The 12,391-nt window shown below is 45.9% G+C and carries 11 protein-coding genes; 9 read left to right on the top strand and 2 right to left on the bottom strand.

Annotation, left to right across the window (positions count from 1 at the left end):
* Positions 1-119 precede the first annotated feature (119 nt).
* From ACRPK8_RS03235 to ACRPK8_RS03220, 4 genes are all read left to right on the top strand, one after another.
* Complete coding sequence (locus tag ACRPK8_RS03235) at positions 120-1,463, top strand: sodium-dependent transporter (protein WP_432236910.1); 1,344 nt, start codon at positions 120-122, stop codon at positions 1,461-1,463.
* 361 nt (positions 1,464-1,824) lie between these two features.
* The gene (locus ACRPK8_RS03230) at positions 1,825-2,568 is read left to right on the top strand and encodes a 5-bromo-4-chloroindolyl phosphate hydrolysis family protein (protein WP_432236909.1); all 744 of its coding nucleotides are present in this window, start codon (positions 1,825-1,827) and stop codon (positions 2,566-2,568) included.
* Entirely contained in the window at positions 2,555-3,769 is a 1,215-nt protein-coding gene (locus tag ACRPK8_RS03225) for a toxic anion resistance protein (protein ID WP_432236908.1), read from the top strand. Before ACRPK8_RS03230 ends, ACRPK8_RS03225 begins: the two co-directional genes overlap by 14 nt.
* A gap of 108 nt (positions 3,770-3,877) precedes the next feature.
* Positions 3,878-4,387, top strand: a complete 510-nt coding sequence (locus ACRPK8_RS03220) for a deoxycytidylate deaminase (RefSeq protein WP_432237132.1) — start codon at positions 3,878-3,880, stop codon at positions 4,385-4,387.
* Positions 4,388-4,663: 276 nt separating this feature from the next.
* On the opposite strand, the gene ACRPK8_RS03215 is transcribed toward ACRPK8_RS03220, so the two are convergent.
* On the bottom strand, positions 4,664-5,149 hold the full coding sequence (locus ACRPK8_RS03215) for a hypothetical protein (protein ID WP_432236907.1): 486 nt from the start codon (positions 5,147-5,149) through the stop codon (positions 4,664-4,666).
* 143 nt (positions 5,150-5,292) lie between these two features.
* Between ACRPK8_RS03215 and ACRPK8_RS03210 the strand changes: the two genes are divergently transcribed.
* From ACRPK8_RS03210 to ACRPK8_RS03200, 3 genes are read left to right on the top strand one after another with little or no spacing between them, the layout of a single operon-like run.
* A complete protein-coding gene (locus ACRPK8_RS03210; RefSeq protein ID WP_432236906.1) occupies positions 5,293-6,483 on the top strand; it encodes an HD domain-containing protein in 1,191 nt (396 codons plus the stop codon).
* A gap of 11 nt (positions 6,484-6,494) precedes the next feature.
* A complete protein-coding gene (locus tag ACRPK8_RS03205) occupies positions 6,495-7,454 on the top strand; it encodes a CobW family GTP-binding protein (protein WP_432236905.1) in 960 nt (319 codons plus the stop codon).
* Complete coding sequence (locus ACRPK8_RS03200) at positions 7,447-7,848, top strand: reverse transcriptase-like protein (RefSeq protein ID WP_432236904.1); 402 nt, start codon at positions 7,447-7,449, stop codon at positions 7,846-7,848. The genes ACRPK8_RS03205 and ACRPK8_RS03200 overlap by 8 nt, the downstream gene beginning before the upstream one ends.
* Before the next feature lie 22 nt (positions 7,849-7,870).
* Here the strand turns inward: ACRPK8_RS03200 and ACRPK8_RS03195 are convergent, their stop codons facing one another.
* Positions 7,871-9,175 (bottom strand): hemolysin family protein, encoded by a 1,305-nt coding sequence (locus ACRPK8_RS03195; RefSeq protein WP_432236903.1) that lies wholly within the window; start codon positions 9,173-9,175, stop codon positions 7,871-7,873.
* A gap of 118 nt (positions 9,176-9,293) precedes the next feature.
* Between ACRPK8_RS03195 and fumC the strand changes: the two genes are divergently transcribed.
* Complete coding sequence (gene fumC / locus ACRPK8_RS03190) at positions 9,294-10,688, top strand: class II fumarate hydratase (RefSeq protein WP_432236902.1); 1,395 nt, start codon at positions 9,294-9,296, stop codon at positions 10,686-10,688.
* Between the two features lie 83 nt (positions 10,689-10,771).
* Positions 10,772-12,277 (top strand): diguanylate cyclase, encoded by a 1,506-nt coding sequence (locus tag ACRPK8_RS03185; RefSeq protein ID WP_432236901.1) that lies wholly within the window; start codon positions 10,772-10,774, stop codon positions 12,275-12,277.
* Positions 12,278-12,391 lie beyond the last annotated feature (114 nt).

Below are 12,391 nucleotides of genomic sequence, written 5' to 3'. Positions count from 1 at the left end.
GAATTACTGCGTATATGCGGTTATGCTTTGACGCTTTAAAGAAAATATTTGATAAAGGATGACTTTCAATCATTCTTTCTGTACAATGAAAAAGTATTTTGAAAAGGAGGTGGAGCACCATGAAAGGAAACGCATGGGCTTCAAAAGTTGGATTTATTTTAGCAGCAGCGGGATCTGCCATTGGTCTGGGGGCCATTTGGAAATTCCCGTATACGACGGGGACGAACGGGGGAGGAGCCTTTTTACTCTTATTTCTCATCTTTACATTACTTCTCGGTCTACCGGTTCTCATCGCCGAGTTCTTGATTGGTCGGACAAGTGGAAAGACAGCGCTTCGTGCGTTCTCTGCGCTAGGTCATAAGAAGTTCACCTTCATCGGTGTGCTAGGCGTAATTGCCTGTTTCTTGTTGCTCTCTTTCTATAGCGTCATCGGTGGATGGGTATTGATCTATACCATTCTCGGTTTTAGCGGTCGATTGACGACGATGGACAGCAGTGCCCTAGGTGAACTTTTCGGTACGATTTCAGCATCTCCTCTTTATGTGATTTCCGGTCAGCTTATTTTTCTGGCTTTGACCTGCTGGATTGTGTTACGCGGTGTGCAATCGGGCATTGAAAAAATGAGTAAAATCATGATGCCGTTATTATTCCTCTGCTTTATCGTGCTTGTCATTCGGTCTTTGACGCTGGATGGGGCAATGGAGGGTGTCAAGTTCTTCATTCAGCCAGACTTTTCTGTCTTGAACCGGACATCTGTCCTGAGCGCGCTAGGTCAGGCATTCTTCTCACTCTCGCTCGGTGTATCAGCTATGCTGACGTATGCCTCTTACATGAAGGAACGTGGTGAAATCAATCGATCTGCTGGATGGATCGTGACGATGAATGTCGCCGTGTCTCTTCTCGCGGGATTTGCAATCTTCCCGGCTGTTTTTGCTTCTGGTCTTGATCCGGCGGAAGGTCCGGCTTTATTGTTCATCGTTCTGCCGACAGTATTCAGTCAAATTCAGTTTGGTTCCGTTTTCCTGACGTTGTTCTTCCTCCTCTTTGCCTTCGCATCGGTCACTTCATCGATTGCAATGCTTGAAGTCGTCGTTGCATCATTGACGGATCGAAAGGACAAGGCAACGATGCAGGATAAAAAACGGACGACTTGGTTAGCAACACTTGCGATTGCAGTCGTCGGAATTCCGTCTGCGCTTTCGTTCGGAGTTCTCAGTGATGTTCAGTTCATGGGTAAAACATTTTTCGACGGTGCCGATTTCCTCGTCTCTAATATCTTTATGCCGATCGGTGCCCTATTGATTTCGATTTTTGCTGGGTATAAACTCGATCGTGCCCTGATTGAACAAGAATTGGTTACGAGTCCCTTCATGAAAAAAATCGTCCCGGTCTGGCGAATTTGTGTTTGTTATCTCAGTCCGGTCGCGATTCTCATCATTCTAGTTTGGCCGCTGTTCGGCTAAATCAAGAACTGTCAGTCAGGTAGCAGATGCTATGAATCTCAGACAGAAGTCAAAGTGCAATTTTTCTCTGACGAGAAAGATTGCATTTTTTTTGCACACTTCGAAATAAAGAATGGCAGTTTCAGATGAGCGGCAGTACAAATCACGTTCATTGCTAGGCGTTTAGCACTCTCTCATGCAGAAAATCAATGGCAAGCTCCTTCTTCAGCCGGATGTCATGATTTAAAAAGTATGGTGAAATATAATTAGACGAGGCATAACATTTCGTAAAAACGGGAAACTTTTTGTTAGACCACACGTAATGTTAAAATAAAGATACGTAGATGATAACAGAAGCAAATCAGAAGGAAGAGGGGATGACATGAAGTCTTCGTGGTGGATATTCGGTTCCATCGGATTGATGTTCGTATTTCTACAACTAGCCGATACATTTAACTTCTCAGGAATCTTCATTGCTCTTGGATTATGGTTCATCTGGAGCGGTTACCGGACAAAGCCGGGCCGACGTTACCGGACTGAACGGAAGTCGACTGAAATCAAGCGAAAAAATGTGAAGAAAAAACTTCTTCTTGATGATGAAGAGGATTTTGTCGGTAGTGTCATTTTAAAACCAGAACGGGCGACACGTCGCTTCGAAGAAACAGATGATCTCGAGTTGCAAGTGTTACAACGAACGATTGAAGAAGGGTTTGCCAAAATCCAGACCTACGATCAAATCGTACCTTCCATCCGAGATGGCGAAATTCGAGGCGAAATGCGTATCGTTTCACGAGAAGCGCACGTCTTATTCGAGGAACTGTATGAATCGCCGCGTGACGTTAAAAAAGTCCGAGACTTCTTCACCTTTTATCTCGATTCTTTATTATCGATTTCTGAAAAGTATGCCGACTTGGAACGAAGAGGTGCACAGGTGCAACTGGATACGAAAAATCAGTTGATTTCAAACCTGAAAATGATCGGTCAAAAATTGAAGCAACAACAGACATTGTTGCTTGAAGGAGATACCGTTGATTTAGAACGGGAGCTCTTGACGATTGAGAAGGTATTGACCCAAGAGACTGAACAACGAAAACAGGAGGAGAGTTATCGACATGACCCATTCTGATAAAGAAACATGGCAACAATGGCCAGATGAGCAGGATCAGCCCACCATTTCTGATCCTTCCGTTGATTTGAACATAGCGGAGACACAGGCACAACCGAAAATGCCGGTCCGTCCGGTGGAGGAAATGATTCCATCAGATGTTCCGGCAGAGCAACGGCAAAAGATTGAACGGCTGCTTCAAGTCATTGATCTTCAAAAGACCGATGCCGTCATGCAGTTTGGTGCGCCCGTCCAACGTGAGCTCTCTCAATTTTCTGACCAAGTGTTGAGCGAGGTCAAGATGAAGGATGGGGGAGACGCAGGAAAACTCTTGAGCGATTTAATGCAACGCGTTCGCCAGATGGATCCAGATACATTACAGGAAAAAAAGAGTTTCTGGTCAAATGTACCGGTCATCGGTCGTGCAAAGAAAAAGGCAGAAACGTACTTCCTGCAGTATGAAAAAATGAGTGCTTATCTAGAAGAAGTCGTGCACAATCTGGACCGCTCAAAATTCGGCTTGATGAAGGATATTACGTTACTTGATCAAATGTATCAAAAGAATAAGCGTTATTTCGAAGAACTGAATCTGTATATTGCAGCAGGTGAGACGAAAATTGCTCACGTTCGCCAACATGAAATCGAACCGCTACGGACAGAAGTCGAGATTTCAAAAGATCAGACGAAGTTGCAGGAATTGAATGACCTCATTCAGTTGACGGATCGTTTTGAAAAGAAAATCCATGATTTAAAATTGTCGCGAACGATCAGCCTGCAGATGGCGCCACAAATCCGTGTCATTCAACAAAATAATCAAATCCTAGCAGAGAAGATTGAATCAGCCGTCGTCAATACGATTCCACTTTGGAAGAACCAGGTCGTTCTCTCACTGAGTTTGTCCCGTCAAAAATCAGCGCTCGAGATGCAAAAAGATGTCACCAATACGACGAATCAGTTGTTAGAACAAAATTCGAAGCTTCTAAAAGAATCATCCATTGAAATCGCTGAAGAAAACGAAAAAGGGATCGTCTCCGTCGAGTCCTTGAAAGTCGCACACCAAAACCTGATTGAGACGCTGGACGAAACATTGCGGATTCAACAGGACGGAAAACAAAAACGCCGGGACGCTGAGCATGAACTCGAGCGGATGGAAAATGAGTTGAAACAAAAAGTCATCGAAGTCGCTTCAAAAAACCGAGAGTTACCGAATCGACCATACTAAGGAACACGATCTTTCGTGTTCCTTTCCTTCATTGAAAGAGAGGTGTGCTGATTGAATACAGAGGAAAAGCAGTTGAAATGGGATACGACATGGTTACTGTTTGCACGAATGATGGCGGATCGACATTCGAAATGCGCATCGAAATCCGTTGCCTGTGTCATCGTTAAAGATGAAAAACCAATCTCGATCGGAATCAACGGAACACCAAGTCAGCATGTAAACTGTAATGAAATTTACTTAAAGCAGGATGGAATTCTTTATACGTCCCGTTTGGACCACCAAACGGTCGAAGACATGATCGAAAAAGAAGGCGTCCGTTTTTACCGGTGCGATAATCAAGAAGAACACCACGAGTGGTCCAAACAACATGAAATTCACGCAGAAATCAATGCGCTAGGAAAGCTGGCTGCCGATTCGACAAGCGCCCGGCATGCAACAGCCTATGTCACACATAGTCCGTGTCATGCCTGCAGTTTAGCACTCATTGCTTCCAAAATTAAGCGTGTCGTCTACTCAACGGGGTATGAATATGGTGATGGATTGAACTTAATGCGACAAAGTGGGATCGAGGTCATCCACTTACCATTAGCACATGAACATTTTCTTGAAAAAATTTAACGGAAAAGGGTTGTAAACGCTTCCATTGCATTGTATGATGAAATCAAGCATTGCCATGGTAATTATTCACTCTTCCATTCGGACTGATTTTCAATCGAAAATCGGTCCACTTTTTTTAGAAAAGAATTGACAGGATGTGAATAGTTTGGGATGATGATTATAGAATATGACGAAGCGGAACGCCGCATTTTCATACAAAACCAATCAAGGAGCTGGAATGCCAGGTCGTTGAAATGAAAAATCCTGACTCATCTGAGTCAGGATTTTTTTATGTCGTTATGGAAGAACGAGTGTCGCTTCTTTTAAACGTTTGGCGCGTGTATGACATTTTGAAGCGACCGCACCAGCGAAAATCGTTAAGAATCGCTGACAGAGGATGTCTGGTTGCGACTGATGTAAAAATAATTGACGTAATAAGCGGGTGAAGGAAGCATCGATGGAAGACAGATGTCGTTTGATTGCTGCTGGTGACATTTCTTGTATCTCTTCCGGCAGATAACCGGCATCACTTTGGAACGCTGAGAGAACGAGTAATTCTGTTTGCGTATCCTGCAGGCTTAGTCCTTGTTCTTGAACATCATGACAAGCATGACGTAATTCATGCATTAGTAATTGATTGAATGCGAGTGTCGTTGTCGTCTGATACGGATCAAACGTTTGAACGGCGTGACGGACTTGCTCTCTTGTTATGACGTTAGAGGCATCGTATTGATCAAGTGTCAAAATTGCCTCACGATACATGTGAGTCAGTGGTCGAATCATCGTATCTCCTCCTTTGAGCGTGTAGATAGCCTTTCCGTTTCATCATAATTCATTTAGAAAACGCTTACAATATATGTTTGATAGTAGTCGTGATGAAATCGTGTCTGCTATGATATGAGAGACGAAAAAAGGAGTGAGATGATGTGATTCAATTATTCAAAGCACTTCCGGACGTAACGTTCCCTGTGTATGAAGGGGAGGATTTTGCAATCGGATTCTCGGATTCTTCTGGAGGCTTTTCGATGGAAGAACATGTTCCCGGGGAACGAATCGAGGAAACCTTACTCGTTGCGGCTGCGGAAATTCGGACGAGCCAGACCGGACGAGAATGGTTACAATTCACTTTTAATTCGACGGGCGGATCATGTAAAGGGAAACAATGGATCAATCAAGGGACGGCAGAAGAGGCGATGCATCCCTATCTGGAAACCCGGATCGTTCGAGTGGAAGCAAAAGTCGAGGAATATCCACCACAGTCCGGCAACAAATCCTTGACAGTTCAGCGTGTCACGCCGGTCCATGATGCATCTCCAACACAGTTCCTTCCACAACTACCGGCAAACGAATCGCTTGAGGCATATCGTGATCAACTGATTGGGTTGGTCCATCGACTTGCTTCTCCTTATAAGGACATCGCGTGTGCTGTGTTAAAGAATTATTGGTCCGATTTTTCAACGCGACCGGCAGCATTGTTTCACCATCATGCCTACATCGGTGGTTTACTGAAACATACAGCGTGTATGATGACGATTGGTCATGGCATTTGCGAGAGTGATCAGCCCTACTTGACTTTGTTGAAGTGTATTCAGGAAGCGGAAGCGGATCATAAAAACGAATTGTTTCAAGCAAGTGAGCGGGAGATTCGACAGTTTTCATGGGATGAGAGTTTTGATGCCCTGTATCAGGCGGCAAAAGGAATTGCGCTACTTGAGAAACTTCCGAGTGCAGACGAGTTATTGCTCGGTATACTCTTGCATGACATCGGAAAGTTATGGGAGTACACACATGCAGGGGCATCTGCAAATCGATTTTCTAGATTGCTACAAGTGAAGGAAGAAGAGGAAGAAGTGGCGGGCATCGCGCTTGACCCAGACGGCGTACTGATGGGACATATGCCATACGGCTGTTTTGTACTTGAACAAACACTTCGGGAAGAGGATATCCGATTGCCGCGTGCCGACTATCATCGTCTTATGCACATGGTCTTGTCGCATCATGGTAAACGGGAATGGGGATCAAGCGTTACACCGCAAACGACTGAGGCATGGTACCTGCATGCCATCGATCTACTCGATGCACGAAAAGAAAAATGGCGTCAACAGCAAGGGCGTTAAGGAGTGAAATCATGCAAGATAAAATACGGACGACGGTCATCACCGGCTTTTTAGGTGCCGGTAAAACAACCTTACTCAATCGACTCGTATCGCAACCAACTGAAAAGTTTGCCTTACTCGTCAACGAAGTCGGATCTGTCCATATTGATGAAGCATTAATTGAACGCAGTGACGAAGAAATGATTGAATTGACGAATGGATGTATCTGTTGTTCGATTCGGGGAGACTTACGCGATGCGTTACTTCGAATCGCTAAACGGCGACGTGATGGTGAACTCGTATTCGACCGCTTATTGATTGAGACGACCGGTGTCGCAGATCCGGGACCGATTCTGCAGACTTTTTATTTTGAACCGGCAGTCGAACAGTTCTATCAAATCTCAAGCGTCGTGACGGTCGTGGATGCCTATCATTTAGAACGACAACTGTCGTTTCAAGAGAACGTCAAACAAATCGGGTTCGCCGATGTTCTTCTCTTGAACAAAATTGATTTGATCAATGCATCAGACCGAGAGACACTGCATGCATGTTTACGTGAACGGAACCCCTCGGCAGCAATTCTTGAGGCGGAGCAAGGAAATGTCGATCCTGAGAAATTGTTTGAGACGTTCCATTTTCCGAAAGAAGAACAAGTCCGGCTCAGTCAGCAAACCGATCAGATCCATCAATCGGTTGAGGACTTCACGGCATTGACAATCGTTGAAGAACGACCCTTGAACCGAAATCGATTCGCAATGGTATTACGGGAAGTGTTAGAAGCCTATGCAGAAGATCTCTATCGGTATAAAGGGATTATCCATTTCTCAGACACGGACCGAAAAGTCATTTTGCAAGGAACCGGTATGATTTATGGAACGGCAATCCGAGAACCCTTCAGTGAACGACCGAAGACGACGCTCGTCTTTATCGGTAAAGGACTGGATGAACAAGCAATTCGAAAAGGAATCGAGGCGGCAATCGAGCATGGTTGAACTATATTTTGACGGGACGGTCCGTCCTTCGAACGACGAAGCAGCAGTCGGACTATTTAGTAAAAATTCTGAAGGTATCGTAACGGAGAAGATGTACCAAATTCAAGCCATCAACAATCATGAGGCGGAGTTCATCGCTTTTGCGAAAGCGGTCGAATGGGCACATGAACTGATCTTGCAGGGGGAGAGTGTCATATCGTTTCGAACCGATTCTGAAGCAGTGGCGCTTGCGGTAGAGCGAGAATTCGTCAAGAATAAACGGACACAGACGATTTTTGAACCTGCCTTCGAACGTTATCAGCTATTACCGCTTGCGTTCGTGAAGTGGATCCCACGATCCGAAAATAAAGCGGACCGGGTTGCCCGTGAGGCACTTCGGTTGTATGAAGTATGAGCACGAACGAAACACCCCTCCATCAAGGTAGGGGTGTTTGTTTCTCATCAATTCGTTCGATGAGGATTTGATCGACCCGTCGTCCATCTAAATCGACGACTTCAAACCGGTAAGGTCCGATTTGAATGGAGCTACCGCGTGTCGGTACATCTCCGAGTGTGTACAGGATTAAGCCGGCTACCGTATGATAGGCGTTTAACTGTTCTCCCGGTAAGTCGTCACTATATCCTAACGTCCGTTTTAAATCATCGATGTGCAACAGACCGTCCGCTAAAAATGATCCGTCTTTTCGCATGACAAGCTCAGGTTCCTCTTCGACACTTGAAATTTCCCCGACGAACGCTTCAAGAATATCGAACAGCGTGATCATGCCTAAAAAACCACCGTATTCATCTAGGACAAAAGCAATCGATACGGTCTCTTTACGCATCCTCTCTAGTAAAACCGTCGCCTTCAACTGACGGGGGACAATCAATGGCGATTGAATCAAGCGCTCTAGTTCCTGGATAGGGAATTCCATCGATAACACTTCTTTCGCATCAATGAATCCGATAAAGTGATCCAAATCGCCGTGACCGACGGGTAAGTTACGATGGCGAGCCATACGCAGTTCTTGTAGGATCGTTTCCGGCGAGTCTGCTAAATCAATCCATTCCGTAACGGTGCGAGGCTCCATCAGTTCATAGGCGTATAAATCATGGAAATCAAAGACACGGGATACTTGTTCGGCTTCTGTACGATCGAATGTTCCTTCCTGCGTTCCACGAATCAAGAGTTGACGTACCTCATCTTCCGTTTCATCTTCCGTTTGCAGGCGATCAAGGCCAATCAGGCGGAAAATCGAACTCGTCGATTTACTTAGAATCCAGATGAAGGGACGAAGTAAAATCGAAAAAAAGCGCATCGGTGTGGCGAGCCACATGGTCACACGCTCTGGACTGACAAGGGCGATCCGTTTAGGAACAAGTTCGCCGATGACGAGCGAAATATAGGTGATGATCGTCACCACGAGGATGTAACCAATCGTGCTAGCATAAGGAGCGAGCCATCCGAATTGAGCGAGCCAGTTGATGACGGGACCAGATAAGGCAGCACCACCGAAGGCACCATTGACGATCCCGATCAACGTAATACCGACTTGGACGGTCGATAACAGATCGGTCGGTCGATCGAGCAGCTCTAAGGCGACGGTTGCTGATTTTTTACCATCGGCTGCTGCTCTTTCAAGTTTCGACCGTTTAGAGGACAGCAAGGCGAGTTCGGTCATCGCAAAAATTCCGTTTGCCAGAATTAAGAGTAGGACAATCATCAAATTAATCAACCACATGAAATCTTCACTCCTTTTTTCGATAATAAACTATTCCCCAAAACTGTCTCTCTCATTCCCATTCTGTCTGCTTTTGCGTTAAACTAGAGGAGAAGTAATCAAAAGGGGGAATTTGTTTATGGAATACCGTGTAGAACGTGACACGATGGGGGAAATTCGTGTGCCGGAAGCGCAGGAATGGGGCGCACAAACACAACGTAGTCTGGAAAACTTTAAGATCGGAACGGAAAAAATGCCGATTGAAGTCATCCGTGCCTTTGCCGTACTGAAAAAAGGAGCGGCGCTTGCGAACCGCGACTTAGGGGTGCTTGAGGCAGAAAAAGCGGGTGTCATCGCTGAAGTCTGTGACGAAATCATTGCAGGGAAATTTGATGATGAGTTTCCGCTTGTCGTTTGGCAAACGGGTTCAGGTACACAGTCTAATATGAACGTCAACGAAGTGATCGCTCGGGTCGCGACACGCAAGTTGAAAGAACAAGGCAGTGAAACGACGATTCATCCGAATGATGACGTCAATAAATCACAAAGTTCAAATGATACATATCCGACAGCGATGCATTTAGCGGCAAAAACAGTCTTATTGGAATCACTTTTCCCAGCGATTGATGCCCTGCATGTGACACTTGACGAAAAAGCAAACGCCTTTGCGGATATCGTTAAGATCGGACGGACACACTTGCAAGATGCGACTCCAATCACACTCGGTCAAGAAATCAGCGGTTGGGTCCGGATGCTTGCGCTTTCGAAGCAAATGATCGAACGGACGCTTGATCCATTAACGGAACTAGCAATCGGGGGTACGGCAGTTGGTACGGGGATCAATGCGCATCCGGAGTTCGGTGATTTGGCAGCGAAGAAGATGAGTGAAGAGACGGGGTATGCATTCACGAGTGCGGAAAACAAATTCCACGCTCTAACGAGCCACGATCAACTTGTCTTCACACATGGTGCCGTTAAAGCATTAGCGATGGACGCGATGAAGATTGCAAACGACGTCCGCTGGCTCGCATCAGGTCCACGAGCTGGAATCGGTGAAATCACGATTCCGGAAAACGAACCGGGTAGCTCGATCATGCCGGGGAAAGTCAATCCGACACAAAGCGAAGCGTTGACGATGGTCGCAGCGCAAGTCCTCGGAAATGATGCGACGATCGGTTTTGCTGCAAGTCAAGGAAACTTCGAACTGAACGTCTTTAAACCGGTCATCATGTATAACTTCATCCAGTCTGTCCGTCTGTTGACAGATGCCCTACACTCGTTTAACGACCATTGTGCGATCGGAATCGAACCAGAACAGTCCGTCATCGCTGAGAACGTCGAACGTTCGCTGATGCTCGTCACTGCACTCAACCCGCATATCGGATATGAGAATGCGGCGAAAATCGCAAAAGCAGCACACCAGTCCGGTTCGACATTAAAAGAAGCGGCACTAGCGACTGGTTTACTAACAGAAGCACAATATGATCAATGGATCGTACCAGCAGATATGGTTCGTCCGAACTTAAAAGCGTGAACGGATAAAGCGGGGGAATTCCCTCGCTTTCTCTTTATTCGAGTGGACCGAGGACTCGAATGTATGGAAAGAGAGGGGATTTCATGGAACTGAATCGACAACGTACAGAAAAACAGCTGCAACAAACGATCATCATGGTCGAGACGTTATTACGGATGCCACGTGTACCGCAAGCAGAATTGTTAGCACTGGCCAGTTGGATGGAGGGGCTTGGGAAGGACACGCTCTTTAAAGGGCTTGCCGATCAAGTCAAACGCGAAAAACCAGCATGGGAACAAACGGAACCATCGATTTCGCAAGAAGTGGTAAAAATATTATTACAACCGATCGTTGATCAATTATCAGAACGGTCACGGGCGAATCGAATCCGCAAGGAATTGATCGTAACGATCACACGGCGTTTCCTTGAAAACGTCAAATGGAAAAAATCGCTTGAGCAGGCACGGTATATGTCGCGCTTTTTCGGTTCAATCGAAGATGTCTTGGCGATTTCTCATGATGTGGCGATCGACGCGGTCATCATCGATCAGACATGTATTGAAGAGTCACCAGCGTTGTTAAAGGAATTAATGAAGCAGATGGAGTCATCATTCGTGCCGGTCATCGTCGTTGGTCCAAATCGTCCGGAAATACGCCAAGCGAGTTACGAGGCTGGCGCGGACGACTACTGGGACGAATCGGTCAAGAATGAAGAGCGGCATGTTCGACTGGCACGGCTCCTTCGTAAGTTACGGGTCGTCTCATCAACGATTCTCGTCGATGAGTTGACTGGTGCCTATAATCGGAAATATCTTCAAAGTGCGTTTGATCGACGCATTGCTCGATTAGAGCAAGAACACCGGACATTTGGGATGGCAATCTTTGATTTGGACCATTTCAAACGAATCAATGATTTACATGGGCATCCGACAGGAGATCTCGTACTCACGGAACTCGCTACACTCGTTCAGCAGGCAGTCCGGCTTGATGATGAATTCATTCGGTTTGGTGGAGAGGAATTCATGCTGTTGTTTTCTGCAGAGACGATCTCACACGCAGTCGCGAACATGGATAAAGTACGTGAACGAGTTGAACGCCATATTTTTGCAAACGGATTAAAAGTGACGGTTTCGATTGGATTATCGTACTCGGCATCACATACGACCCTTGCTCAGATGACTGCAGAAGCTGATGAAGCCCTGTATCAAGCGAAGCGAAAAGGTCGGAATCGTGTCGTTGCCTTTTCTGAGACGATGTCAATTGCTAAGGTACCCGTTTATATTCGGGGCGATCGTCAATTTCTGGATGAGATGCGTACACGTACGATGTCTGAACATCCGAAGTATGAATTTGAGATCATTTCACTCGAAGACGAGCGAACGGCCCAGCTACAGCTAGCCATTCTTTCATTGGATCAAATCGCCGAAGACGATTTTCAGCAGTTGGAACAATGGAAACAACAGCGTGACTCGGCAATCGATGTCCTGATCGTCACAAACGAAGAAAATGATTGTCTAGCGGAGGCATTATCACGCGGAGCAACTGATTATGTCCTGTCACAGCACGAAATCGAAGAGTGGGTCTCAGAGTGGATGATGCAAATTCCATGATGACATCATAAAAACCAGCGTCACCGTTCCAGTTCAATAGACTGACCTAGCAATATGAGACACATATAAAACACCTTGATTAGGCTGCCAGTACACCGTATTTTTTCGGTGTCA

The organism is Exiguobacterium sp. TDN 0502 (assembly GCF_050846835.1).
In the GTDB taxonomy this organism is placed as follows: Bacteria; Bacillota; Bacilli; order Exiguobacteriales; family Exiguobacteriaceae; genus Exiguobacterium_A.
This window is presented reverse-complemented; position numbering and strand designations above follow the sequence as displayed.

Excerpts from the sequence above, each read along its gene's own strand:
- ACRPK8_RS03185 (WP_432236901.1), top strand. The coding sequence starts at position 10,772 with ATGGAACTGAATCGACAACGTACAGAAAAACAGCTGCAACAAACGATC.
- ACRPK8_RS03230 (WP_432236909.1), top strand. The coding sequence starts at position 1,825 with ATGAAGTCTTCGTGGTGGATATTCGGTTCCATCGGATTGATGTTCGTA.
- ACRPK8_RS03220 (WP_432237132.1), top strand. The coding sequence starts at position 3,878 with ATGATGGCGGATCGACATTCGAAATGCGCATCGAAATCCGTTGCCTGT.
- ACRPK8_RS03195 (WP_432236903.1), bottom strand. The coding sequence starts at position 9,175 with ATGTGGTTGATTAATTTGATGATTGTCCTACTCTTAATTCTGGCAAAC.
- ACRPK8_RS03215 (WP_432236907.1), bottom strand. The coding sequence starts at position 5,149 with ATGATTCGACCACTGACTCACATGTATCGTGAGGCAATTTTGACACTT.
- ACRPK8_RS03225 (WP_432236908.1), top strand. The coding sequence starts at position 2,555 with ATGACCCATTCTGATAAAGAAACATGGCAACAATGGCCAGATGAGCAG.
- ACRPK8_RS03205 (WP_432236905.1), top strand. The coding sequence starts at position 6,495 with ATGCAAGATAAAATACGGACGACGGTCATCACCGGCTTTTTAGGTGCC.
- ACRPK8_RS03235 (WP_432236910.1), top strand. The coding sequence starts at position 120 with ATGAAAGGAAACGCATGGGCTTCAAAAGTTGGATTTATTTTAGCAGCA.
- ACRPK8_RS03200 (WP_432236904.1), top strand. The coding sequence starts at position 7,447 with ATGGTTGAACTATATTTTGACGGGACGGTCCGTCCTTCGAACGACGAA.
- fumC (WP_432236902.1), top strand. The coding sequence starts at position 9,294 with ATGGAATACCGTGTAGAACGTGACACGATGGGGGAAATTCGTGTGCCG.